Raw genomic sequence first — 23,935 nt, 5'->3', positions numbered from 1 at the left:
GCTGAAGCCGTGGCATCCATGTGCCGGCGAGATAGCGGTTGGCGAAATCGACCCGCTTCCAGCTCTTCATCAGTACGCGCATGAGGCGCCGGGTGAGTATATCCACTCCCAGGGCTGCGTCCGGGATGCCGTCTTCGCTGAAGCGGATGTTCCAGCGGATGATTCGCTGGTGAACGTCGTAGGCCTCCGGAATCGTCAGCCTGAGTTTGCTGTTCTGTGACAGCAGCGAGGCTACCCGCAGACGGCTGCTGAGCCTTTCCAGCCACACCACCTTGTAAGGTTTAGGTAGACTTGTTTCCAGCGCCTTGCGCTCATCTGGCCGCAGGGGGCGCATGCGCATGGGGCGGCGCTGAACGGTACGGGCGCAAATGAATGGCGCAAGCACGTCGGCGGCTTGGGGTGGTTCCATGTGTAGATGGACGTCGAAGGTGGGTGTTCTGTCGGGCAGATGCTGTCGGCGCATGATTTCGGCTCGGCGACCGAATTGCGTGGCTGCGATTGATAGGGTCTCCAGCAGCATGCCGAGCGAAAGCTGGCTCGCATGACCTTGTAGGTCGTAGACGGTGTCTTCATGCGTATCGTGGCCATGCACTACGATATGATCACCGTCGATGATTTCGAAGCGCCAGGGCTGGGTGTTGTCACCGCTCGGCGCCCAGCGGGCGAGATCGAGTATCCGCAGTGCTGTCGGCGTGGGGGACTCGGAGAACGGGGTCGTCACCGGGCGTTCCGCCCGCAAGGCTTGGCCGAATCGTTTTCGTCCGACCGCGAGCGCCGTCTGCTGGATCGGGTTGCGATTGCCGAGGGGGCGCCAAGTACGCGCCAGCCGTTGGCGGTAGGCATCGAAATGATAACCGTGTGGCGCCATGATGACACGGCCGCGTCTAAGCAATATTTTGAGCGCTTCGGTGCCGGCGATTCCCGCGCAGAGTGCACAGGCCATAGGTGTCGAGGGACCACGGTGCGCAGCGAGATCCACCGCGGATGGCTCCACCAGGTAGCCCATCTGGAGCCTGGCTGGAGAGAGGCCGAGAAGAAAGCGCAAATACTGTTCCTCGGGGGGGTGACCCTCGAGTCGGAAATACTGCTCGAAAGTCATGCCCCCAGGCAGGAACGCCAATACCGCCGTGCCCATGCCGAGCGGCGCCGTCGTGATGGCGGGGATGCCGTGCTCGGCGCAGGCGGCGAAGACTTTGCGCCGGATATCGAGTTCGAAGAAATCAAGGCTGTCGACGTAGAGGTCAACATTCGCCAGAAAATCGTCAAGATTTTCTCCGCTGATGCCCTCGGGGAAAGTGCGGATATTTAGCTCTGGGTTGATGCCCTGAGCCATCCCGCTCAGGACGTCGAGCTTCGGCCGGCCCACGGTGGATAGAAACGCCCCTGCCTGGCGGTTGAAATTCTCTAGCTCGAAGTGATCCATTTCTGCCAGCGTGAACGCGCCGATGCCGAGCCGAGTCAACGTGAGTAAGTGGCTGCCGCCCACGCCGCCCAATCCAGCGATGGCTACCCGTTTCGAGCGCAGAATTGCTTGCTCTTCCCGCGTAACCCAGCCAACGGTGCGGGAGAAGGCGAGCTGATAGTCGAACCTCTCATCCATGATATAAGCCTCCATTCCATATGTCCTTAGGGGCATTGGTGTCGCTTGTGCTATCACTAACGAGGCTTCGCCTCAGGCCGACGAGTTGTAGCCCCTCGGATAGGTGTGGTGTTGCGTGGGCTCCGGCCGGTGCCTCGCTGCCACGGTGTGGGCACTGTGTGATCGATCGCTACAGGCGATGGTGGCCTCATTGGGCCTGAGGGAGGCCATGCAGCCGGAGCCCGAGATGAGCGTAGCACGAAGCGTTGCTGAGGTTCTCGGTGAACACACCACGCTGGAAGTGACTTGCATTGATCGGATGTATCTCAACGTCTACCAGCCGATGCTGCAAACCGAAGGCGGGATCGCCTACTTCTTTCGCCAGCACCGAGGGTACCCGTTCGCCTCCTCGTCGTTGATGGCGCCGATGAGCCGAGCCTTCGTGGCGGCCATAGATCGATTTGCCAGGCAAGGGGGCATCGACGTCGTGCCCTTCAAGAAGGGCAAGCGCAAAGACGCTCTCGCTCAGCGCTACCTCACGGTGTTCCAGGGTGAGGAAGGGGTGCTCTTCCTCGGCAAAACGCAGGGGAAAGCCGGGGCGTTGCGGATCCCTTGTGTGAGATTTAAATATATTCATATGATAAATAACAGCGTTTTAACAAGACAGCTTGTAACTTCTTATTAACCCCGGGCGTGCCGACGCTTAGGTACTGAGCTCCACTGCGCACATGATGCACCGGAACTCGCGCCGTAAGGGATAGACCCAGACGGCTTTCTTAGGTGTTTAGTCTCGGCATTTGATGGACGTCGAGCTTGCCCCGACCCTGGGATCTCACCGACTCGATGCCAGTTCGCGGCTTGGTCGGCGGCGCCGCGCAAGCGCGGCCGCTCGACGAAGGTCTCTAGGCGCGCGGACCGATAACCGTAACGCGGCTGGGCAAGCGCACGGCTTCAGGGGCCGGCCGAGGGATGTGCGTAGTTGATCGCAGCAGGCTCGCTGTGTGCGCCGAAGATCGCGCTCGGCAGCCACGGGATTGTGCTGGCGCCGGCGAGCCGGTCGAGCAGATAGGCCCAGAACGAGAGGCCATGCTTGCGGCAGGTCTTTTCGAGACTGGCGAAGGTATCGCGGCAGCGCCGGCCGGCGGCGCTGCGGGTCGAGCCGCTGTTACGCCTTTTGACGTACTCGCGGATGTCGCGTTCGGCGAGATTGTTGTGCAGCGCGATCTCGGGGCGATCGAGGGCGCGCAGCAACTCGGCACCACTGTTATGCAAGCGCTCGAGCGCGCGGTTAAGACTCTCGAAGCAGGTCTTGGTGGTGCACAGCGCCTCGAACCGGGCCTCGATCGCACCACGTGCCGTGGCGTTCGGCTCGGCCTTATGGGCTTTGAGCGCCTGATAGATCGCCCAGAGCTCGCTACGCGCCCAGGCGAGTGCGGCGCGCTGATCGGCGTTGAAGCCGAGCAGTTTCTGGATGCCGCGCTCAACATGGATCCAGCACAGCGCGTGAGTCAGGACATTGAACTGTCCGGCGTCGTCGCTGACGATGACCCGCTCGGGGTTGATCCCGGTGGCGATCACCGCACCGAGCAGGGCGCCCTCGGTGACGATGCGCACATGGCGTTCGTTGCTGATCCCAAGGCGCTTGAGCGTAGTCTGCCACGCGGCGTAATCCTCGATCGCACTCGGCTCGAGCGCTGCGAGCTTCGCCAACGGCGCCTGTGGCAGCCCTTGGGCGAGCATGTAAGCATGCGCCTTATCGTTGATAAGGTAACGTTCGTCGCCAGCGTGCAGCAGCTCGAGGAAGTTGATGCGGCTCTTGGAGGCCGTGCTCGCGAAGAAGGCGAACAGCTCATTGCCGATGTGGGTGCAGAAGCCGTTGCGACCCTGGTGACGGGCGCCGGTGTCGTCGACATGGACGAACTTGCTGCATTGCAGGGCGACGCGCAGCAGCGCCTCCTTCTCGGTGTGAAAGGCCGCGTGCGGCTCGGTGATGAGCCAATTGAGCTAGCCGGCGGAAATCTCGATGCCCCATTCGCCGAGCTGCTCGCGCAGCAGCGGCTGGGTGACGTGGGCATGGTGGTACTGATAGAGGATGAACGCGCGCAGCCGCGGCCCGAAGTGTCCGCCACCGAGCTGCACCGGCAGCGGCCCACGCAGCATCTCGCCCTGTGGCGTCACCCAACGTTCGAGCCGATAGCGGGTGTTGTGTGCGCCGATGTGCAGATCCTGGACGGTGAACTCATCGTAGCCCTTGAACCGGCTGCCCGCAGGCGGTGCCGGCACGGGCGCGACCACGATCTCATCGTGGATCTCGAGGCGCTGGGTCTTGCTGCGTTTGTGCTTACCTCGGCGTTTGTCCTTGTGCCTCTCGGCATCTTGTTCCGCGCTCTCCAGCTTCGAGGCTTTGATCGGCGGCTTCGGGTTGCCGCCTTTCAAGCGCGCGATCTCATCGCGCAGCGCCTGGTTCTCCTCATGCAGCTGATAGCAGATCTCCAGCAGCAGGACCGCCGGGGTGACCTCCTGCGGCGGAAAGTCGCTGATCTGAGGAAGCTTGCGAGGACCGCTCGTGCTCATGCTTCGCAGTCACGCACGATCGGCGAAGTATGTCCAGCCCCCGGAACCCCTTTTTGACACTTCTGTACCAGGGGTTAATGAGAAGTTACGACAGCTTCTAAGACAATAGAACCTGTTTTCTTTCATTCTTAGAGGTGGGTCTCAAACGCACTGCTTTGCGGTCGTTATTGTTTGTGACATGGGAAGCTCTCGGTAGCTGACCGGATGCACATGACATAATGGGCGTGGTGTCTGCCCCGCTTTTAGCCAACCTTGGTAGTAGGAAGCCGTTTATGCAGCTAGAAGGCTCTGCCACGAATCCACCGAGCGAAGTTTATCGCGCATTCCATAATTACTTCGAGATCATTCCAGCGGATACGAGCGCGCTGCTTGATGAAGTATTCGCATTGCGTTATCAAGTCTATTGTGTCGAGCATCCCTTTGAAAACCCACAGGAGCATCTCGATGGCAGGGAGTGGGATGAGTACGACGCCCGAGCCGTCCACACGCTGGTTCGCCACAAGCGCACTGGCGATTGTGCGGCCGCCGTCCGGCTGGTTTTGCCGGACCGTCGCCACCCCGAAACGGCATTTCCGCTCGAGCAGGCCTGCACGAACAGCCTCTATGAGGAGGCCAAACCCTGGATCGCCGATCTCGACCGGCACAAGGTGGCCGAGATCTCCCGGCTCGCCGTGTCCAAAGCGTTCCGGCGCCGCCTCGGGGAAGCCGAAACGGTCTCCGGTGTCAGCGCGCAAGCCGTTTACTCAGATGCGCAGGGGCCGGATAGTCGAAGACGCGGGTTCCCGCACATAACCTTGGGGTTATTTGCCGCGATCGTTCGTATGTCCGTCGACCAAGACATTACCCATTGGTTCGCGGTCATGGAGCCCACGCTGCTGCGGCTGCTGCAGCGTTTTGGTATCCATTTTCCGCCCATTGCTCCGTTGGTCGAGCATCATGGCTTGCGCCGGCCGACTTTGGCCGCAGCGACCACGGTCGTCGGCGGCATCCTGTGCAAGCGCCCCGATATATGGGAAATCGTCACCGATCGAGGCCGGTTTGTGCCCCGGGCTACCGCTCAGCCGGTGAAATGAGGGATCCGGAGCGTTCGACCCGGCTGGGTCTGTCTCTTATTGTCGTGTACTTTCGCCGCGATCACTGTCCGTTCCGGGCGATAATATGAACCTCAGGTAACTCCAATAGCCATGGAATACTGCCTCGTCATCGACCAGCCCATGCCTGACAAAAACATCATGCACTTTGGGCAACTGGCTGAAACTGATGCCGGGAAAATAATGGTGGTAGATGTGGTAGCTGAAATTAAGGTTTGGCAATAACAGCCGCTCCCACCAGCGCATGGTGATCAGCGGTGTGTTTTCCTGGACTCTAGCGCCCAGTCTATTGTACTGGTGTTCGCATACCGCCCCCCAGCGCACGATGAGCTGGAAGACTGTGACCAGCGGTAGCACCCAATAAAGCAGGAAAATGCCCCATGTTCCTGTCGCGGTCAGAATAGTGGCGAGCAGCAAGTAATAGGCTGGGCGCAACCATCGGGGCACTCGATTCTGCCTGACAAAGACCCTGCCCTTGGGTGCTGCCTGTTTGCCCTTGATCAGTTTGATGGCATTCAGACCAAGTAAGTCTCCCCCCAGTATTTTCAGGAACTGAGCTGTCCGCATCGGGTAGTTCCATTCTTCCCCGGACTTGCGAATATGGTCGGGATCCTGCTCAGTAAAATATTTTGCGTGGTGAGTCAGGTGAATCCTGGAGTAGCCTTCTACCGTGAGAACCATCAAGGGATAGGCCGCGAACAGGTTTGCAATAATGTCGCCCGGGTAGGGCTTAAAACCGGTGCAGTGGGCCTGATCATGTACTAGTAGGCCGAGGATATTCTGCCGAGTGGCTACGAGCAGTATGGCTGTCACGGTCATAAGCCAGTGATCGAGATGCACGGCGAGAGCGATAACGGAGAATATCACCAGCCAGGCACCAACGAGTTCCAGCAGGAAACGCCCCGGTCGGCGTGTCTTGAGTGGCTTCAGCTTCTCTAGCAATTGCGGCGGGAGCCTGGACTTATCTTCCTTGACTGCCACCGGGAGCAGTTTTGCCAAGTGCATCGGATACCACCCCTTAAGTTCGATAGCGGCGGCAAAGCCTGTGTTGATCGGAGAAACTCTAGAAGCTGTATCCTACATCGGTTTCCAGGGGAGGTATGAACCCCCAGAGGGGGTAACGGATGCCGTTGGGACGGCTTTGCCGATCATCGATTGCCTCAAAGCGCTTGCACACCGTATGCAGCAACTCCGGTATGGGCAGATCCTGGCGTATTCTTGGCAGAGGCGCGACCATGCGAGACACCCCACTGAAATAGCTTATGTTGCAAGAAACTTCAAATAATATAAGTATTTTGATTCTAAAATGCTTATGACAATCGCCGGGAATTGCTGGGGACGAGGTGTTTTCCTGAGCAGCCGGCGCGCTAGTGAGCGTTTAGTGTCCCGTATCCGTTACGTTTCCTGTTCGTGAGCCGCTGTCCCGTGCGTCGCTCCAGAGTGGACTGTTTGACTGTGCCATTCGGGTTCGGACCCCGGAAACGTGACCGTGTTGCCGCTTCGGTGCCGGCTCATCTCGGCGACTCAAGATAATCACATTGCCGGTGCGGCCTGCTGATGAGCCAAGCCGGCTGTTCCCTCGAGCGCAGCGCCAGTGACCCAAGACTCATTATCTGCATGAGCAAACGTAGACTCCGAGAAGTAGTGGCAGCAGCGCCCGGCCTTTAGGTTTCGGCGAACCCAGGGGATATTTTCAATGGCCTGTGCAACTGAGGCGCTGAACGCTTGGCGCTGTCCTCTGTGTTCTACGCTCGGTCCGCATTCCTCCATCGGCACGCCTATGCGCGCAAGAATACGCGCCAGCCCGGGCGAAATCAGGAAAATCAGATGCTCAATGCTACGCCGGTGGCTGTAGTCGAGCAGCCCGGTTATGGTCGCTTGTAATAAATGCCGGTTGCTCGGTGACCATCGGCAGGCGCTGCGCAGCGCGGCTAGGCGGGATACTTCGGCAACCGGTAATCTGAGGAGCTGCTGCTCTGCCTGTGGGTAGAGTGCGCCCATCTTCTGCACGGGGAGTTGTGTGCGTGTACTCATGATCAGCCGTGCGGTTCCTTGCCAGTTTCCGCCATTGCGTACAATGAAGTGAGTGGCGAAAGCATCATGGCTGTCGTGTTCCTCTGGAATTGTGGCGTCGATGGGATTTTCGTACTGCTTGCGCTCACAATAGACGCGGTAGCGAAGGTGGTGGTGGATAGTGCGCGCTAGGCCCGTATCAGCAATATATACTGCGTAGTGTTTCTTTAGCATTGATTCATTTCTTTCATAATAAAATGTGGATTGATTCACTTTCCGTGTGGAAAATTTATTGTCAAAATCGGTATTCACTGAGCGCCGAGACTCGTTCCGTATTAGCAGAGACTATGCCAATAAAAATATCCACATTATTTTTCAGAAGCTTATAAAATTAAACTAGGAAAATCTGTCGTCATTAAACGACGGCATGCAACGTTTGGAGGTGGGCTAGCGCATGCAAATGCGGTGGGGCCCTGTTTGTTGAGTGGATGTCATCAAACAGCGACATTTTGTGTTCAGCAACGGCAGTAAAATGAGCTATGCTCATTGATACAACTGTGACGTCGCGACACAAAGCGCGTGAGGATACTGATCATTGGACTAACGCGCGCGGCCTGGGTGTTTGAATCCGTTGGCTGAGGGTGGCTCTGGGTTGGGGGCTTTGTGGCGAGGTGGAGACAGTGGAGACAGTGAAGGCATGATTCTGGAAAGGATAGTGGGAAATTACCATCGGCGCCTGCTACCCATCCTAGTTATCATTGAACCGTTGTTGTTGGGGGCATCGCTGTATGTTGGCACGCTGATCCGGTTCGGCGATCTGAGCGTGGCGTCCGTGGACGAGTTGACACCTATTTGGCCGAGGGCGTTGAGCTTCGCACTGATCGGCGTGGCCTGTCTGGTTGCGGTTGGATTATATAATCAAAGACTCCGGGATAACTTCCCCGGTGTGCTGGTGCGTCTCGTAATCGCGCTGAGCTTGGCAGGCATCCTCATGATGTTGTTGTTCTATACGTTTCCCTCTCTTTATTTGGGGCGGGGCGTATTTGGCCTCTCGCTGCTCGTTGCGTTGGTTGCACTTGGAACCTTGCGCGCGGGCTACTTGCGTCTTCTGCGCCAAGGCAATAATCGCCGCCGTGTCTTGGTGTTGGGCGCCGGCAACCGAGCGAGCCACATCTTGTCATTCCGCCGCTCCACGGATTTCATCGGTGTAAGCTTCGTCGGTTTCGTTCAGATGCCGGGAGAGGCGGTGGTCGTGCCAGACAGGCGTTGTGTTTCCCTGGATCAGCCGCTTCCGCGGTATGCCGCGCGCCACCATGTGGATCAGGTGGTCATTGCCGTAGACGATAGGCGCGTGGGCCTGCCTATGGAACAGCTTCTGGAATGCCGTACCGGGGGGGTCGATGTCGTAGAGCTCGCCACGTTTATCGAGCAGGAGTTGGGGTTGCTCAAGCTGGATGCTCTGGATGCCGGCTGGCTGATATTCTCTCCGGGTTTCAATCGGCGGCTGCTGCGGCGGTGGGGTAAGCGGCTGTTCGATATCGCCGCCAGCCTCATGTTGCTGATTGCCACGGCACCCGTCATGGTTGTTGCCGCGTTGGCTATCTGGCTGGAGAGCGGCGGGCGTGGGCCGGTGCTGTACCGGCAGATGCGCATCGGCGAAGAGGGGATCCCCTTTGAGCTTCTGAAGTTCCGCAGTATGCAGGTTGATGCCGAGAGCGACGGCAAACCCCGCTGGGCATCCAAATGTGATTCGCGGATCACTCGGGTGGGTCAGGAAACTTCTTATCCGCAAATACCGGATTGATGAGCTGCCGCAGATTTTTAATGTGTTCTCCGGTAGAATGAGCTTCGTCGGACCGCGCCCGGAGCGGCCGCAGTTTGTGTCCACATTGTCGGCTCGATTTCCGTACTATGCCGAGCGACATCGGGTGAAGCCTGGGTTAACCGGTTGGGCGCAGGTGCGCTACCCTTATGGTGCTTCAGAGCGTGATGCTTTCGAGAAGTTGCAGTACGATCTCTATTACGCCAAAAACCACAATCTGCTGTTCGATCTTAATATTCTATTCCAAACTGTGGAGGTGGTTCTGTGGGGTAAAGGTGCCCGATAGCCTGATCCCTTGCTAACGCAGGGTGACGGCGAGAAAGGCTACCGACTATGCCGATAGCCTCGTAATAGCATTTTGGCAAGGGAGTGGCGACACGGCTTATGTACGAGAGCTTTTTTGGCTTTACCGGTGATCCGTTTCGACTGACACCCGACTATCGGTTCTGTTTTCGCCACCGCAGCTTCCGCAAAGCCAAAGCCTACATGGAGTACGGCGTGCAGCGGGCGGAAGGCTTCGTCATGGTTACCGGCCGGCCCGGTACCGGCAAGACGACGCTGATCTATGATCTGTTAGCCGATTTGCGTAAACACCGGCTCAGGGTGATTCAGCTTAACAGCACCCAGCTGGAAGGCAGTGAGCTCATCCGCATGATCGCCTTCAAGCTCTCGCTGCAGGGCGATAATCTTGACAAGGCGTCGCTGCTGCGCCAGATCATTCGCAGCCTGGATCAGGATTACCGTTCGAAGCGCCGGGCGATTCTCGTGGTGGATGAAGCCCAGGGGTTATCGGAGTCGGCGTTGGAGGAGTTGCGTTTCCTGACCAATCTGGAAAAGGAGGGGCAGTCGCTGCTTCAGGTTTTTCTGGTCGGCCAGGAGCCGCTGCGAGAGATGGTTCGCCAACCGGTTATGGAGCAACTCCATCAGCGTATGATTGCGGCCTGCCATCTCGCACCTCTGAACGGGCAAGAGACCGAGGCTTACATTTGTCATCGGCTGGAACGGGTCGGCTGGCAAGGTGATCCGAGCTTCGAGTCAGCGCTGCTTGCGATGATTTACCGTCTGAGCGGCGGCATTCCTCGGCGCATCAATCAGGTGCTGAGCCGTTTGCTCATGTACGGTTTTGTCGAAGAGAAGCGTAATTTCCAGCTTGCCGATATGCGGGCAGTCATTGAAGATTTACGCGACGAGATGCTGCTCTCGGCGGACATCAAAGATGTGGACAAGCTGCTTGAAGAGTTGCCCGAGGCTCCCGAGGAGCGCCGGAGCGGATGGGATGAGCCATCTGATGATGAGCTTTTCGTGCGGGGAGATACGCCAGAAGAGGACCGGTCCACTCGGCGTGAACCGGTAATTGGTGCGCTACCCGATCCAGCAGTGGATTCCGATTGGACGCCTGTTTCGCGCTCAACGGCGCTGCATGACTCCCGCGGTGCATGGCAACCGCAAGGGTTTGAGCCGGGTGGCCCGGAACCAGAACTGGAACCGGACATTCGGGTAACGGCTTCGCAGCGGGTTTTTGTGCACGAACTCAGGTCCGATCCGGATCAGCGAATCATTCCGGACGAGCGTAATCGTAAGGCTGGGGCTATTGATCTGGGCCGTTTCCCCCGACGCAAGGGGCTGCTGTTGTTCGGAGTGGTCGGCTTTTTGCTGTTGGCGACGATCCTCGTTTTTGCAGGCAGCCAGTTGCATCTTTCTTTTCCAGAGGGTGGCGGTGCTGAGATGAGCGCCTCTGTATTGGGCTTTGGTGAGCAGGTGCAGAGCAAACGCGATTTCGTCGTTAATAGGGCGGCTATGCGGGATAAGAGCGCAAACGGTCGCTCGGTCGTTGGCCCTGATCCTGCGGTAAATTGAGGCACGGTAGACTGTTCTTGACAGAGACTAATCTGCTGCATCCCGGAACTCTCACGTTACCGAGCAGCGCGTGTGAGTAGGGTCGACGTGTCCCTCCCCCTTGTCTTGTGAGCAGCTTTAACTGGCTAACAAGAGCGTATGCCAATGGGCGTGTGCGTACCTCTAGTAAAATTAATGACTTTTGTGCTACAGCGGCTCCCGGATGGGCTGCCTCGGGCTGACGAATAAGATTTCCTAAGGTGATTTAGAGGCATGGTAGCCGCTAAGTCGCACGTTAATATCTGCTGTGTATGAGCCTTTGCTTGGGAAGCGGCTTGTTGTTTAGTTAAACATTCTATTAAGTGGTCTTGGCGGGGTAACAGTAGGCGTGGCGATATCGGTTGCTGCCGTTAGTTATGGAGTTGCGGCAGTTGCCTATACGCTATTGTTCGGGTTACTTCTTGCAGGCTTTCGCGGGCTTTCCCGGGGCGTCATCCTGCTGCTGGCCGTATTGTTGTGCGCTTGCTGGGGGGCAGTTTACAGCTTAAGCAGTTTGTGGTCATTCGCTGCTTTCCGTTGGCTTGTCCCGTTGCTCGAGTTTCTGAGGTGCGCCGGTTGGCTGTGTTTTCTGGCGGTGCTGCTGCGGTTGTCGTGGCCTCAATCGATCCGGCGGCCACTGAGCTCGGATCCCTGGCTGCTGCTGGCCGGGCTCGCTATATTGCTTACCGGCGGCTCGCTAGGGGTCATCACCGCTGGGTTGTTGCACTTGCCGCCAATGCTTGGGTTTGCCGGGCTGTTGCTGGCAAACCTGCTCGGAATGGTGCTGACCGAACAACTCTACCGCCGAGTCGAACCAGATTACCGTTGGGGAATCAAGCACTTATGCTTTGGTCTTGGAGTCGTATTTACCTTCGACTTCTATCTCTATGCTGATGGATTGCTGTTTGGTGAGCTGAACGATCAGGTGCTTGCGGCGCGAGGGCTCGTCAATGCCGTAGCCGTGCCGCTCATTGCCGTCTCTGCCGCCCGCAACCCGAAATGGTCGTTGGCTATCGGGGTTTCCCGACGCATTGTCGTGGACTCGGTCGTCATAACCGGGGCGGGTATCTACCTTTTGATCATGGCCATTGCCGGCTATTCCATCCGCTATATCGGTGGTAGTTGGGGTGGTGCCCTGCAAATCATGTTTCTGGTTGGCGCGTTGATCGTGTTTTTGGTCGCGCTTTTCTCCGGTAGCCTGCGCGCCTGGATACGCGTGTTCGTCTCCAAGCACTTTTTTTCTTATAAATACGACTACCGCGAGGAGTGGCTACGTTTTATCGGTACGCTCTCCGCAACCATTCATGGAGAGGCGTTGCGGATACGGGCCGTGCGTGCCATCGCACAGCTCGTGGACAGCTCCAGCGGCGCGCTATGGAGCACCAACGAGCACGGCAACCTTATCTTGGCGGCTACTTGGAACATTTCGTTTCCGGGTATGGTGACGGTGCCGGCCGATACTTCGCTGGTGCGTACCCTCCGATCACGCGAGTGGATCATTGATTTGGATGAATACCGCGAGCACCCCGAGCGCTACGGCGAACTCTCGTTACCGGATTGGTTCGATAGACTCCGCCAGCCATGGTTGATTTTGCCTCTGCTGCTGCAGGATCGGCTTCAGGGCTTTATCGTGCTCAGCCGCCCTAAGGTGCGGCGGGAGATTAATTGGGAGGATCGCGATTTGCTCAAGACGGCCGGCCGCCAGATCGCAAGTTATGTGGCGCATCTGGACGCGACCGATGCCCTTATCGATGCGAGGCAATTCGATGCATTCAATCGATTGTCGGCGTTCGTCGTGCATGATCTGAAGAATGTCTCGGGCCAGCTGTCATTGATAACCGCTAATGCCGTGCAATACCGCGACGACCCGGAGTTCGTCGAGGATGCTTTTCGGACGATCGAGAGCGCCACGCAGCGGATGAACCGTGTCTTGGTGAATCTACGCAAGCTGGATGCACCGCTGGCAATTACAGAGCCGGTGGATATTGGCGAGTTGTTGGAAGAGGTCGCCAGCGGTTTGACGAACAACCGACCCGTTCCCCGGGTGCGGATCGACACGCCAGGGTTAATCGTGGATTGTCCGCGTGGGCGCCTGGCAATTATTTTGGAGCATTTGGTGTGCAATGCGCAGCAAGCGACTCCGCCCGAAGGGGAGATTGAATTGTGTGTTGCACGTGAAGACTCGTGGTGTCGTTTGGAGGTGCGGGACAGTGGGGCGGGAATGGCCGAAGAGTTCATCCGCGAGCGCTTGTTCCGTCCTTTCGAAACCACCAAGGGTAATGCCGGAATGGGGATAGGGGTCTACGAAGCCCTCCATTTCGTCGAGGCGCTTGGGGGATTGATGGATGTGACGAGTGCACCCAACGAAGGCAGTTGCTTTGTGTTACGGTTGCCGGTGCACGAGTCGGATCCCACCACGTCGGGGGGGGGCGGAAATCGGGAGGTCTTGCGTGGCTAAGTCGCATCCGAAGCTATTGATCGTCGAGGATGACCCCGGTCTGCAACGCCAGCTCAAATGGTGCTTTCGTGAGTATCATGTATTGATGGCCTCGACTCGACAGGAAGCCCTGCGAATCGTTGACCTCCACGAGCCCCCGGTCGTGTTGCTCGATCTCGGTTTGCCGCCGGATGCCGCGAATGCCTCGGAAGGCTTGCGGGCATTGGAGGAAATCCTGGTTCGCTCGCGGCATACGAAGGTTATCGTCGTCACTGGTCACGACGAACGCGAGACGGCGCTGCGGGCGGTGGCGGCAGGGGCCTACGATTTCTATCAAAAACCGGTGGATGCGGATGTGCTGCGTCTAATCGTCGATCGGGCCAAGAACCTCTATGAGCTGCAGCAGGAACACCGTCGTCTGATTGAGGCACCGCGGAGCCCGCTCGAGGGCATCGTGGCTACTTCGCCACAGATGCTGCAGGTCTGTCGTATGATCGAGCGAGTTGCACCGGTCAATGCCACGGTGCTGCTCATGGGAGAGAGCGGGACCGGTAAGGAGGTTCTGGCTCGCGCTCTACATCGGCTCAGCCCTCGGCAGGCCGAGCGCTTCGTTGCCATCAACTGCGCCTCCATTCCCGATACGCTGCTGGAAAGTGAGCTGTTCGGCTACGAGCGCGGTGCATTTACCGGGGCCAATCGCCAAACCGAAGGTAAGATCGAATACGCCAATCGCGGCACTCTATTCCTGGATGAAATCGGTGATTTGCCCCTCGCGCTACAGGCCAAGTTGTTGCGCTTTCTGCAGGAACGGGTGATCGAACGGCTGGGAGGGCGAGGTGAGATACCGGTTGATGTCCGCGTCGTGTGCGCCACCAACCGTGATCTCAAGACCATGTTGGAGGAAGGTGAGTTTCGCGAGGATCTCTATTATCGACTCAGCGAGATCACTGTCGCCATTCCGCCTTTACGGGAGCGCGATGGGGATGCGACGCTGCTGGCGCATGCTTTTTTGCGTAAGTATGCCGAGCGGGATCGGCGGAGTCTTAGAGGCTTCTCACCCGATGCACTGGCGGCGATTGAGGCGTACGAATGGCCCGGAAACGTACGTGAGCTTGAGAATATTTTGCGCCGCGCCGTTATCATGGCCGAGTATAACAGTATAATGGCCGCCGACCTGGCTTTGCCTTGCAGCGAAACTGAAATCTCTTCGTTGAGGCTGCGCGAAGCGCGGGAACAAGTCGAACAGCGTACGGTGTCACGAGCGCTCGGTCAAGCCAACGGCAACCTCGCGCGAGCCGCCGAATTGCTTGGTATCAGCCGACCCACGCTGTACTCATTGCTCAGCAAATACGGCCTTAAAGGCACCGTGGCGGTGGATTAAAGAGGAATGCAAGGGATAGGGCACCAAAGCCGGGTCACACCGGGCGGGGGAGAATGGAATGCTTCGAATCCGGAAGGCGAAAGGCACTCACCCATCTATCGGGGTTGCCGTGATCTTGGTTCTAGGGTTGATTCTGCCGCTGACGGCTTGTGACCAGCTTGGCTCACAGTCGCCCGAAGAGCACATTCAGAACGCGATTGAGTACCGTGATCAGGACAAGCTCAATGCGGCCGTCATCGAGCTGAAGAATGCGCTTCAACAAAGCCCTGATAATGCCAAGGCAAGGCTCTTACTGGGCAAAGTCTATGTGGAGAGCGGGCAGGGACGGGCGGCGGAAAAAGAGCTGCGCCGGGCGATTTCACTCGGTGTGGACGAGGGGGAGATCGCTCTGGAACTTGCTAAAGCAATGCTCATACAAGGGCGTTACCAGGATGTGCTCGATGCGCTCCAACCGTCTCGGCAATCGGATCCCGCCCGCCACGCTGAGGCTTTGATTGTCAAAGGGGATGCCGGGCAGGCGCTAGGTAAAATTGAGCTTGCGTGCGCCGACTACCAGCAGGCATCCAAGTTGGATGCGGATAATTTATCGGCCGACCTGGGGCTGGTCCGCTGCGATGTGTTGCAAGACCGGATCGACCAGGCGAGGGCGCGCGTCAAACGCCTCTTGCAGCAACACCCGAAGCATGCCCAGAGCTGGATCATGCTCGGTCGGATCGAAGCGGCTGCGCAGCAGAATAAGGCCGCGCTCGATGCCTTCGATAAAGCTTTGGAGCTCTCGCCCAACCAACCGGGCGCTTTGTTGGGGCGAGCCCAAATCGAGTTGATCGAGAATCAGCTCGATGCCGCCGAGGCGGATATCGAGGCGTTGCGCAAGCTGGCACCTACTTCTGTACAGGCGAATCATCTACTTGGCTTCTTGCGATTCCGCCAGGGGCGTTTCAACGACGCGGCCCTCGCCTATCAAGATGCGCTGAGGGCGAACCCCGACTTCGATCCAGCCATTCTGTGGCTTGGCTTGACCAACTATGCGCAGCACAACTATGAGCAGGCGATTCAACGCTTTTCCCGGTTTCTGCAGAAGTATCCCGACTCTGTCCGTGTAAAGGTGTTATTAGCGCTTAGCCAGGCCCAGGCGGGTGGTGATGACGCGGCCGTCCAGACCCTGCGAGAGCTGCAGGGCGTGGACATTGAAGATCCGAAAGTGCTGGCGGCTATCGGGCAGGCTGCCCTGTCGGCAGGCGACAGCGCCACCGGTCGGCATTATTTCGAGCAAGCGGTGGCGCGGGCACCTGACAAAGCGGCGTTTCGCATGGCGCTGGCCAGTGTGCTGCTGGAGAGTGGGGATGCGCGGCAAGCGATCGAAGAGCTGGATGTGGCCTCGCAGCTCGACAAAAAAGACAGTCGCGCCGACGTCGCGCTCATCCGCACACTCATTGCCAAGCGTCAATTGGACCAGGCGCTGCCGGCGATCGATCGTCTACAGGAGAAACTTCCGGAGAGCGCCATCCCCGAAGTGCTGCGCGGCTTGGTGTTTCTACTGCAAAAGAAGAGTGACACAGCCCTCCAGGCTTTCACCGCTGCGGTCAAGAAGGATCCCGACAGTATCGGCGGACATCACGGGTTGGCCGTGCTGGCTATTCAGAAGCGGGATTTCGCTGCCGCTAAAAAACATTACCAGGCCATTTTGGATGCCCACCCCGGTAATCTGCGAACCGAACTGGCGCTTTCCGGCTTGGCGAGGCGATCCGACGACCGTGCTGGCGCTTTGAGCTGGCTCGAGAGAGCCGCGGAGGACAACCCTGAGTCCGCGATCGCGGCAGGGCTGTACGCTAGGGAACTGCTTGCTCAAGGAAAAACGCGAAAAGCGCTGCAAGCTATCCAAAAAGCGCTGGAGACCAATCCGGAGCATGTAGGACTGCTCTATATGCGTGGCGCGTCGCTGCTGGCCGAAGGAGAGCATCGGGCGGCGGCTGATACGTATCAGGAACTGATTGCCGCCCACCCTAAGTTTATGCTAGCCCGTCTTCAGCTTGCGCGCGCACGAAGGCAGTTAAACGATATAGATGGGGCGCGCGAGGCATTAACCGAGGCGCTCGAGCTCAGCCCACATCATGTGGGTGCAAAAGTCACCTTGCTGCTGCTGGAGGCTCAGGCAAAAAACTTTAGCCGCGCACTGAAACTTGTACACGAGATCGAGCAACAACACCCGAAGAGTCCGGTGGGTCAGTTGTTGGAGGCGCAGGTTCGTGTACTGCAGGACAAGCTTCCTCAGGCTATCGACACTCTGCTCTCAGCCGCAAAGGCGCATCCCGAATCTCGGGCAGTGATGCGCATGTTGGCAAGCCTGCAGTGGGCGACAGGTAAGCGGGAGGCGAGCGTGACGATACTTGCCGCGTGGCTGAAAACGCACCCCGGCGATCTGCAGATGGCGCGCGCGCTCGGTGATCGCTACCTGGCGATGGGCCGTAATAAGGCAGCGGGCGAAATATACGAGAAAGTCATTCAGGATCATCCGCGTGATGCTCTAGTTCTGAATAACCTCGCCTTGGCACGCTGGCTGGACGATCCCGAGCAGGCGATGAAGCTCGCCCGGGAGGCGAATCGTCTGCAACCGAAGAACCCCGCTCTACAAGATACCTTGGGCTGGATGTTGGTCGAGGACGGGCAGGTCGAGCAAGGCTTGCCGTTATTGGAGTCAGCGAAAGAGCGGCTAGGGGATTCGCTTACGGTCCAGTACCATTATGCTGCCGCACTGGCGCGCGCCGGCCGGCAATCGGCGGCTCGAGAGGAGTTAAAGGATTTGTTGGCTAAGGACAAGAGTTTTCCGGAGAAAAATGCGGCCCAAGCTCTGCTGGAAAAGTTGTAAGCCAATGATGTCAAAGCTATTACTTACTTACATACTGCGTTGCGGATCTGCCACCGCATAGGATGCGGCGGCGCATGCGTGGCGGGTTTGTATATGGGGCTGCGCTCAAGCTTGTACTGTAGTATTCGATAATATAGTAATCGCGACAGTCGTTTTTTTACCCTGGAGCGCTCAGTTCGACGCAATCGGGCGTATTGGCCCGTCTCTCTATCATAAAAGAGCGGTGATTCGTACTTTCAGGCATGACAGGTAACCGGGTGTTATCAGCCGGGCGAAAATGGAACGGGGGATTCGCCATGCTAAGGATAAGTTGGGCTGCCATGGCTTGCCTGGCAGTTGTTCTAACGGTGATGATCTCGTCGGGCTGCGGTTTGAGCTATCCGCCGGCGCCGACGACCCTCACCGAGAGAGCGCCGGATCACTACATCATCGGTCCAGGTGACTCGATGGAGATCGTCGTCTGGGGTAACCCCGAGGTGTCCGCCTCGATCGTGGTTCCACCAGATGGGCGCATCAATACACCGCTTGTGGAAGACGTGCCTGCCACCGGTAAGACCTCGGTCGAACTCGCCCGTGATCTTGAGAAGGCGCTCTCTCGCTATATCAAACAGCCGGTGGTTACCGTGATCTTGTCAGGGTTCGTCGGCCCCTACAGTCGTCAAATCCGGGTGGTGGGTGAGGCGGCCGAGCCGCAAGCTTTGCAGTTTAGTAAAGGTATGACGGTCATGGACGTCATGATTGCCGTTGGCGGTCTGACCGAATTCGCCAACGGCAATGATGCGAGCATCATTCGTTCTGTTAATGGCCAGCGCAAACAATACGCGGTTCGTCTGAACGACCTGCTTAGGGGGGGGGATATTTCAGCCAATGTCGAGGTGCTGCCCGGTGATGTGCTCATCATACCGGAATCGCTTCTATAGTGACGTGTTATATAGCAAGCTCTAAGCAATCCACATTGTATCCACAGCGTGCATCTTAAAGCGTAAGAGGTTATGGATCAGATCTTTGCCCAGATAATGGAATACATACGGGCGACTTGGCGCTATCGCTGGTACAGCCTGGCGGCTGCGTGGATTGTTGCCGTGCTTGGTTGGGCCTGGGTCTATGAGCTGCCCGATCAATTTGAGGCCTCGGCGCGCGTTTATGTCGATACCCAGTCATTGCTCGCTCCGCTGCTCAAAGACCTTGCCGTCCGTCCGCAAGTTGCTCAGCAGCTGGACATGATGACCCGTACGCTATTCAGCCGGCCGAATCTGGAAGAGGTGGCGCGACGCGCCGATCTCGACCTTTCGGCAAAGACACCGGCGGCCTTAGAAAAAGTAATCAATGGCCTATCTGCCGATATCAAATTAACCAGCGCAGGGCGTTCCAATCTTTATTCGTTGTCTTATCAAAGTCCAAAACCGCAGCTTGCCCAAAAGGTCGTCCAAGCCGCGCTGAATATGTTCGTGGAGAGCAGTCTGGGGTCGACGCGCAAAGATCTCAGCACCTCGCGTCAGTTCATCGATCAGCAGGTCAGCGTCTATCGACAGAAACTCCATGAGATGGAAGATCGAATCGCAAAGTTCAAGCGCGAGCACTCTGGGATGATCCCCGGCCAGAATGAGAGCGATTATTATGGGCAGCTCCAACAGGCTCATGAGCAACTCCAGCAAGCCAAACTCGAGCTCGAGGAGGCCGTGCGTCGCCGCGATAGCTACGAAGGCCGACTACAAGGAACGGAGCCTGTGCTGCTGGGTACCCCCATTCCCGATACGGGCATGGGTGGCTCCTCGCCGACCGAGCTGGACTCGCGCATTGCAACACTGGTGCAAAACCTGGATCAGCTACGGCTGCGCTACACCGCGCAGCATCCCGATGTTGTTGCAACCGAGCGAGTGTTGGCCGAGCTGAAAGCGCAACGCCGGCGCGAACCAAGAAGACGGAATGCACCGAGCGGCAGTGTGAATGGTGGCAGTGTAGGCAATGAGGACAGTTATCTCCAGCAACTGCAATTCGCGTTGGCTGAAGCCGAGAGCGAAGTCGCTTCGCTCCAAGCTCGGGTAAATGAATATCAGCAGCGTTATGAAAAGCTTAAGGCTGCTGTCGACACGATCCCGGCGGTGCAGGTTCAATACAAGGCTTTGACACGTGACTACAACGTGGTACAGGGGAATTATCAAAAACTCCTTGAGAGCCGTCAAAAAGCGACGCTGTCCGGCGACATCGAAAGCAACACTAAAACGGTCGATTTTCGTGTGGTGGATCCACCGCATGTTCCATCGACTCCCGCCGGTCCCAATAGGGCGTTGTTGTCCTCCGGCGTGTTCCTAGCGGCGCTTGGCGTCGGCGTGGGAGCTGCTTTCCTATTCGGACAATTGCGCCCGATGATCATGTCGCGGCAAACGCTGGAGCGCGTAAGCGATCGGCCATTTCTCGGTGCAATCTCACTTAGCGAAACGCCGCAGATGCTGCGTGCGCGCCGAGTAGGTCTTACCGCCTATGCCCTGGCTTCAGGAACGCTGCTGGTTGCATTCGGTTCGTTGACTACGTTTTATCTGATCGGGTAAGGGATTCCTCGAGAGGGCGACATGAATACCATTGAGAAGGCATTGAAGAAATCCGGGCGCTCTCGGCAAAGCGCGCGAGCACAGCTCCCTGACCGCGGTAATGCAGAAGATGAGCAACGCGCTGAATCGGCGCAGTCGATAGCGCCGCTTACGCTGCCGGAGTTGCCCGAAGGATCTGCTTTCCATGTGCTGGATGTCGGGCATATGAAGAGTCAGGGTTTGCTTACTCCCGAGGACAGCCGCAGCCCCTTGGCCGAGGAGTTCCGGATGGTAAAGCGCCCGATCATCAATAATGCCTTCGGTACCCGAGCGGATTGTGTTCGTTCGGGCAACCTCGTGATGATCACCAGCGCCTTGCCTCGGGAAGGAAAGAGTTTTTGTACCATTAACTTAGCACTTAGCATCGCCCAAGAGGTAGACCGCACCGTTTTGCTGGTCGATGCTGACGTCGCGCGTCCCGCGATCCCCAGGTATCTCGGCATTCGTGCAGAAGTCGGTTTGCTCGATGTTCTGGGTGGTGAGGATATCGATCTCGCTGACGCCATTGTCAGAACCAGCATCCCGAATCTAAGCATCGTGATGGCCGGTGCCAATCACAAGCGCTCCACCGAGCTTCTCGCAAGCGAGGCAATGACCCAGCTCACTGCGGAGATGGCGGAGCGTTATCCGGATCGAATCGTGCTATTCGACTCGCCGCCGTTGCTGGCGACCTCTGAGGCGAGCGTGCTCGCCGCGCATATGGGGCAGGTCGTGCTGGTGGTCGAAGCGGAGCGTGTCCCCGAGGAGGCGGTACGCGGTGCGCTCGAGCAACTCAAGCGTTGTGATGTTGTCATGACCCTCCTAAACAAGGCATGCCGTGTACCGGGGATCGATTACGGGTACGGCTACGGCTACGGCTATGGTCACTACCACAAGAGCTGAGAATCGTCGTTATGCCAGGAAGGGATTCGAGGCACCTTGCGGTTTCCGCGCTGGGTCTGCTTGCAGCCGTAATCAGCGGGCCGTGGTCAGTGTGTGCGGCGATGAATTGGGAGATAACACCCCGCTTCGCGCTTAGTGAAATCCTTACCGATAATGTAAACCTAACCCGGGATGACGAAGTGGGAGCCTTGGTAACCCGGTTCCGTCCTGGGGTGAATATCGTCGGTCAAGGGCCGCGCGTTCAAGGGAATCTCTCTTATACTTTGGATGGGATAATTGCTTTGCGCGGCTCGAGCAATTCGAGCACGGGCGGTTCGGGGCGCTACCAAGATCGGCTTTTTCATCTGCTTATTGCAGATGGCAGAGCAGAGCTTTTAAAGCAGCATTTATTCGTCGATGCTCGAGCGCGCAGGCGGCAATTCGCAACCAATCTGGCGGGACCGATTGGCATCGACAATACGGCGGGTTTTAATAATCTCAGCGCAGTTACCGGCCTCTCGGTCAGTCCTTATTTTACTAATCATTTCGGATCGTATGCCGATGCTACTTTACGTTACAGTTATGATCGTATCTTCATCGATAATAGCAGCATAGCCAATACCCAAATTAACCAGTTCAGCGGAATTCTACAAAGCGGTGATGCCTTCGGTCCGGTTTTCTGGTCTTTAAATGCCAATCGTACCCAAACACAGCGTTCTGGTTCTGGCTCTGGTACTGGTAGCGGTACCGGCCAGTTTCAGTCCGGCACTTTCGCTGAGGCTTCCGCTAGTATTGGCTATCGGCTCAATCGACACTTTTCTGTATCCGCAACCGGCGGCTATCAAGACAATGATTTCCAGTCGACCCGCAATACGATTGATGGCCCTTTTTGGGATGTCGGTTTCGACTGGGTCCCGAACCGACGCGCTAGCCTTTCAGCCCGCTATGGTGAACGTTTTTTCGGTAAGACGGGTAGTTTGAATTTGCGCTATCGAAGGCGAGCCACATTATGGCAAGCAAGCTTCAATCAGAGCATTTCCACTCTGCGAGACGTTATTTTAACAGATGCTGGCACGGTGCCCATATTCTCATTGAATTGTCCACCGTCGGATCCAAGCTGCCTACCGATTGACGAGATCGCGGTATTGAGGCCGGAAGCCGTTCAGGATATTTTTGTGTTGGCACGCGCTCGCGCGTCCGTGACGCTATCCGGAGTGAAGCATTCGGCCACCCTCGCTTATTCTTTTATACGGCGAACGGTTGAGCGCGATGGTGCGGAGTCCCGCCAACAAGGCGTGAATTTGCGCTGGACCTGGCGACTTAGGGAAAATGCTCAATTCATAACGTCAGGAGGCTGGATGCAAATGCAGCCGTTACGTCAAGACGGGGAGGGCAATCTCTGGTATATGCAACTGGGCTTAACTCGCGACCTTGGCCAGCTCACCAGTGCTAGCCTTAGTTACCGTCACCAGAGTCGGAACGGTACGGCGGGGCTCATTGAATACAATGAGAATGCCCTCATAGCGGCTATCACAATACGTTTTTCGAGGGAAAATGGGTCCTCAACCGGAGTTGGACCTTCAACTGGAATTGGAATGGGGCCTTATTGAACGAGCTAAAATGAAGGGCATCGATAAATCACAGAGTATTAAGCAGTGGACCGTCGGCAGTGCTAGCTTACCGGAGGTGCTCTGTGTTATCGGCGCCCGACCCAACTATATGAAGATGGCGCCTTTGCTGGAGGCTTTCGCACGAGCGCAGCCTCGTGTACCGACCCGGTTAGTGCACACCGGCCAGCATTACGATATGGCCATGAACGATCAGCATTTCCAGGCCCTGGACTTGCCGATGCCGGAAATCGCATTAGGTGTCGGTTCGGGCTCGCACGCCGTGCAGACGGCTGAAATTATGCGCCGGTTCGAACCGGTAGTGGATGAGTTTGCCCCGGGTGCCGTATTAGTCGTCGGGGATGTCAACTCCACTGTGGCATGCGCTCTGGTGGCGGCCAAAAAAGGAGTGCCGGTGTTTCACGTGGAGGCCGGTTTGCGTAGCTTCGATCGAACGATGCCCGAGGAGATCAACCGGGTCCTGACCGATCAACTCGCCGAGTTGCTATTCACAACGGAGGCGGCCGCCGCCGAGAACCTTGCGCGCGAGGGTATTTCCATGGAGCGTGTGCATTTCGCCGGCAACGTTATGATCGATTCGGTGTTGCGCCACATCCCGCGAGCAATCCCGGCGGATCAGACCTTGAGTGGCCAGTGTCTGTCGGGTTATGCGCTCGTGACGCTGCATCGCCCGTCCAATGTGGACGACCCCGAAATCCTTTGCCGGTTGCTGCAAACCCTTGCCGAGCTCGCGGAGCGGCTACCCGTGGTGTTCCCCGTCCACCCGCGCACGCGAGCACGGGTCGAGGCCATCGGTCAGCAGGGCTGGTTTGCCCAGCCGGGGGTGCACGCCCTGCCACCGCTTGATTATCTGGCCATGCTGGGGCTGTTGCGCGAGGCAAGGTGCGTGTTAACCGATTCCGGCGGCCTCCAGGAGGAAACCACCGCCCTGGGTATCCCCTGCCTGACGTTGCGCGAGAATACCGAGCGTCCGATCACCGTAGAGCAGGGTACGAATACCGTGGTCGGCACGGATTCGGCACGCATTTTGGCAAATGTAGAGCAAATCCTGGCCTCCGGCGGTAAGTCGGGACGGGTTCCCGAGCGGTGGGATGGTCATGCCGCGGAACGTATTGCCAAAGAAGTGGCACTTTGGCTCAAAAAACGACAGCGAAGGACCGCATGATATGGATAGCCTAGTCCGTTCCGAAGCGTACGGCGCAGGGGAGTCAGCGGCTCGC

The 23,935-nt window shown here is 57.6% G+C and carries 18 protein-coding genes and 1 pseudogene; 13 read left to right on the top strand and 6 right to left on the bottom strand.

Features of this window, described 5'->3' with window-relative positions:
* Nucleotides 1–727: 727 nt before the first annotated feature.
* A pseudogene (locus tag NB231_RS20145) lies at nt 728–1,600 on the bottom strand (ThiF family adenylyltransferase); the annotation flags it as partial.
* Nucleotides 1,601–1,808: 208 nt separating this feature from the next.
* On the opposite strand from NB231_RS20145, the gene NB231_RS08085 reads away from it, so the two are divergent.
* On the top strand, nt 1,809–2,264 hold the full coding sequence (locus tag NB231_RS08085; protein ID WP_232210422.1) for a hypothetical protein: 456 nt from the start codon (nt 1,809–1,811) through the stop codon (nt 2,262–2,264).
* A gap of 266 nt (nt 2,265–2,530) precedes the next feature.
* On the opposite strand, the gene NB231_RS16830 is transcribed toward NB231_RS08085, so the two are convergent.
* Both NB231_RS16830 and NB231_RS16825 read right to left on the bottom strand, forming a co-directional pair.
* A complete protein-coding gene (locus NB231_RS16830; RefSeq protein WP_005001486.1) occupies nt 2,531–3,319 on the bottom strand; it encodes an IS66 family transposase in 789 nt (262 codons plus the stop codon).
* A gap of 264 nt (nt 3,320–3,583) precedes the next feature.
* Nucleotides 3,584–4,153: a hypothetical protein gene (locus NB231_RS16825; protein ID WP_005001482.1), complete on the bottom strand. Its 570-nt coding sequence runs from the start codon at nt 4,151–4,153 to the stop codon at nt 3,584–3,586.
* A 272-nt stretch (nt 4,154–4,425) separates the two neighbouring features.
* On the opposite strand from NB231_RS16825, the gene NB231_RS08075 reads away from it, so the two are divergent.
* Nucleotides 4,426–5,226, top strand: coding sequence for a PEP-CTERM/exosortase system-associated acyltransferase (locus NB231_RS08075; RefSeq protein WP_005001480.1), 801 nt, complete (start codon nt 4,426–4,428; stop codon nt 5,224–5,226).
* Between the two features lie 36 nt (nt 5,227–5,262).
* On the opposite strand, the gene NB231_RS08070 is transcribed toward NB231_RS08075, so the two are convergent.
* The 3 genes from NB231_RS08070 to NB231_RS16820 form a co-directional block, all read right to left on the bottom strand.
* Complete coding sequence (locus tag NB231_RS08070; RefSeq protein WP_005001479.1) at nt 5,263–6,249, bottom strand: fatty acid desaturase; 987 nt, start codon at nt 6,247–6,249, stop codon at nt 5,263–5,265.
* Between the two features lie 58 nt (nt 6,250–6,307).
* On the bottom strand, nt 6,308–6,481 hold the full coding sequence (locus NB231_RS18485; RefSeq protein WP_156776943.1) for a hypothetical protein: 174 nt from the start codon (nt 6,479–6,481) through the stop codon (nt 6,308–6,310).
* A 296-nt stretch (nt 6,482–6,777) separates the two neighbouring features.
* Nucleotides 6,778–7,569 carry an acyl-homoserine-lactone synthase gene (locus tag NB231_RS16820; protein ID WP_005001478.1) on the bottom strand — a complete coding sequence of 264 codons (792 nt, stop codon included), beginning with the start codon at nt 7,567–7,569 and terminating at the stop codon, nt 6,778–6,780.
* A gap of 385 nt (nt 7,570–7,954) precedes the next feature.
* Between NB231_RS16820 and NB231_RS08060 the strand changes: the two genes are divergently transcribed.
* The 11 genes from NB231_RS08060 to wecB all read left to right on the top strand — a co-directional run bounded on the left by NB231_RS08060 (nt 7,955) and on the right by wecB (nt 23,880).
* Complete coding sequence (locus tag NB231_RS08060) at nt 7,955–9,061, top strand: sugar transferase (RefSeq protein ID WP_005001477.1); 1,107 nt, start codon at nt 7,955–7,957, stop codon at nt 9,059–9,061.
* Nucleotides 9,062–9,098: 37 nt separating this feature from the next.
* On the top strand, nt 9,099–9,365 hold the full coding sequence (locus NB231_RS20020; protein ID WP_005001476.1) for a sugar transferase: 267 nt from the start codon (nt 9,099–9,101) through the stop codon (nt 9,363–9,365).
* Between the two features lie 98 nt (nt 9,366–9,463).
* Nucleotides 9,464–10,936 (top strand): ExeA family protein, encoded by a 1,473-nt coding sequence (locus NB231_RS16810; RefSeq protein ID WP_005001475.1) that lies wholly within the window; start codon nt 9,464–9,466, stop codon nt 10,934–10,936.
* Nucleotides 10,937–11,303: 367 nt separating this feature from the next.
* The gene (gene prsK / locus NB231_RS08050) at nt 11,304–13,412 is read left to right on the top strand and encodes an XrtA/PEP-CTERM system histidine kinase PrsK (RefSeq protein WP_005001473.1); all 2,109 of its coding nucleotides are present in this window, start codon (nt 11,304–11,306) and stop codon (nt 13,410–13,412) included.
* The gene (gene prsR / locus NB231_RS08045; protein ID WP_005001471.1) at nt 13,405–14,772 is read left to right on the top strand and encodes a PEP-CTERM-box response regulator transcription factor; all 1,368 of its coding nucleotides are present in this window, start codon (nt 13,405–13,407) and stop codon (nt 14,770–14,772) included. Before prsK ends, prsR begins: the two co-directional genes overlap by 8 nt.
* Before the next feature lie 58 nt (nt 14,773–14,830).
* On the top strand, nt 14,831–17,638 hold the full coding sequence (prsT, locus tag NB231_RS08040) for an XrtA/PEP-CTERM system TPR-repeat protein PrsT (protein WP_040662063.1): 2,808 nt from the start codon (nt 14,831–14,833) through the stop codon (nt 17,636–17,638).
* Nucleotides 17,639–17,958: 320 nt separating this feature from the next.
* Complete coding sequence (locus NB231_RS08035; protein ID WP_005001469.1) at nt 17,959–18,558, top strand: XrtA/PEP-CTERM system exopolysaccharide export protein; 600 nt, start codon at nt 17,959–17,961, stop codon at nt 18,556–18,558.
* Between the two features lie 72 nt (nt 18,559–18,630).
* Entirely contained in the window at nt 18,631–20,187 is a 1,557-nt protein-coding gene (locus tag NB231_RS08030; protein ID WP_005001467.1) for an XrtA system polysaccharide chain length determinant, read from the top strand.
* Nucleotides 20,188–20,208: 21 nt separating this feature from the next.
* Nucleotides 20,209–21,108 (top strand): XrtA-associated tyrosine autokinase, encoded by a 900-nt coding sequence (locus tag NB231_RS08025; protein ID WP_005001466.1) that lies wholly within the window; start codon nt 20,209–20,211, stop codon nt 21,106–21,108.
* Nucleotides 21,039–22,697, top strand: coding sequence for a TIGR03016 family PEP-CTERM system-associated outer membrane protein (locus NB231_RS08020; protein ID WP_084766274.1), 1,659 nt, complete (start codon nt 21,039–21,041; stop codon nt 22,695–22,697). Before NB231_RS08025 ends, NB231_RS08020 begins: the two co-directional genes overlap by 70 nt.
* A gap of 10 nt (nt 22,698–22,707) precedes the next feature.
* Entirely contained in the window at nt 22,708–23,880 is a 1,173-nt protein-coding gene (gene wecB, locus NB231_RS08015; RefSeq protein ID WP_005001463.1) for a non-hydrolyzing UDP-N-acetylglucosamine 2-epimerase, read from the top strand.
* Nucleotides 23,881–23,935 lie beyond the last annotated feature (55 nt).

Source organism: Nitrococcus mobilis Nb-231, from assembly GCF_000153205.1.
GTDB lineage: Bacteria > Pseudomonadota > Gammaproteobacteria > Nitrococcales > Nitrococcaceae > Nitrococcus > Nitrococcus mobilis.
This window is presented reverse-complemented; position numbering and strand designations above follow the sequence as displayed.

Excerpts from the sequence above, each read along its gene's own strand:
- NB231_RS08085 (WP_232210422.1), top strand. The coding sequence starts at position 1,809 with ATGCAGCCGGAGCCCGAGATGAGCGTAGCACGAAGCGTTGCTGAGGTT.
- NB231_RS16830 (WP_005001486.1), bottom strand. The coding sequence starts at position 3,319 with ATGCTCGCCCAAGGGCTGCCACAGGCGCCGTTGGCGAAGCTCGCAGCG.
- NB231_RS16825 (WP_005001482.1), bottom strand. The coding sequence starts at position 4,153 with ATGAGCACGAGCGGTCCTCGCAAGCTTCCTCAGATCAGCGACTTTCCG.
- NB231_RS08075 (WP_005001480.1), top strand. The coding sequence starts at position 4,426 with ATGCAGCTAGAAGGCTCTGCCACGAATCCACCGAGCGAAGTTTATCGC.
- NB231_RS08070 (WP_005001479.1), bottom strand. The coding sequence starts at position 6,249 with ATGCACTTGGCAAAACTGCTCCCGGTGGCAGTCAAGGAAGATAAGTCC.
- NB231_RS18485 (WP_156776943.1), bottom strand. The coding sequence starts at position 6,481 with ATGGTCGCGCCTCTGCCAAGAATACGCCAGGATCTGCCCATACCGGAG.
- NB231_RS08060 (WP_005001477.1), top strand. The coding sequence starts at position 7,955 with ATGATTCTGGAAAGGATAGTGGGAAATTACCATCGGCGCCTGCTACCC.
- NB231_RS20020 (WP_005001476.1), top strand. The coding sequence starts at position 9,099 with ATGAGCTTCGTCGGACCGCGCCCGGAGCGGCCGCAGTTTGTGTCCACA.
- NB231_RS16810 (WP_005001475.1), top strand. The coding sequence starts at position 9,464 with ATGTACGAGAGCTTTTTTGGCTTTACCGGTGATCCGTTTCGACTGACA.
- prsT (WP_040662063.1), top strand. The coding sequence starts at position 14,831 with ATGCTTCGAATCCGGAAGGCGAAAGGCACTCACCCATCTATCGGGGTT.
- NB231_RS08035 (WP_005001469.1), top strand. The coding sequence starts at position 17,959 with ATGGCTTGCCTGGCAGTTGTTCTAACGGTGATGATCTCGTCGGGCTGC.
- NB231_RS08030 (WP_005001467.1), top strand. The coding sequence starts at position 18,631 with ATGGATCAGATCTTTGCCCAGATAATGGAATACATACGGGCGACTTGG.
- NB231_RS08025 (WP_005001466.1), top strand. The coding sequence starts at position 20,209 with ATGAATACCATTGAGAAGGCATTGAAGAAATCCGGGCGCTCTCGGCAA.
- NB231_RS08020 (WP_084766274.1), top strand. The coding sequence starts at position 21,039 with ATGCCGTGTACCGGGGATCGATTACGGGTACGGCTACGGCTACGGCTA.
- wecB (WP_005001463.1), top strand. The coding sequence starts at position 22,708 with ATGAAGGGCATCGATAAATCACAGAGTATTAAGCAGTGGACCGTCGGC.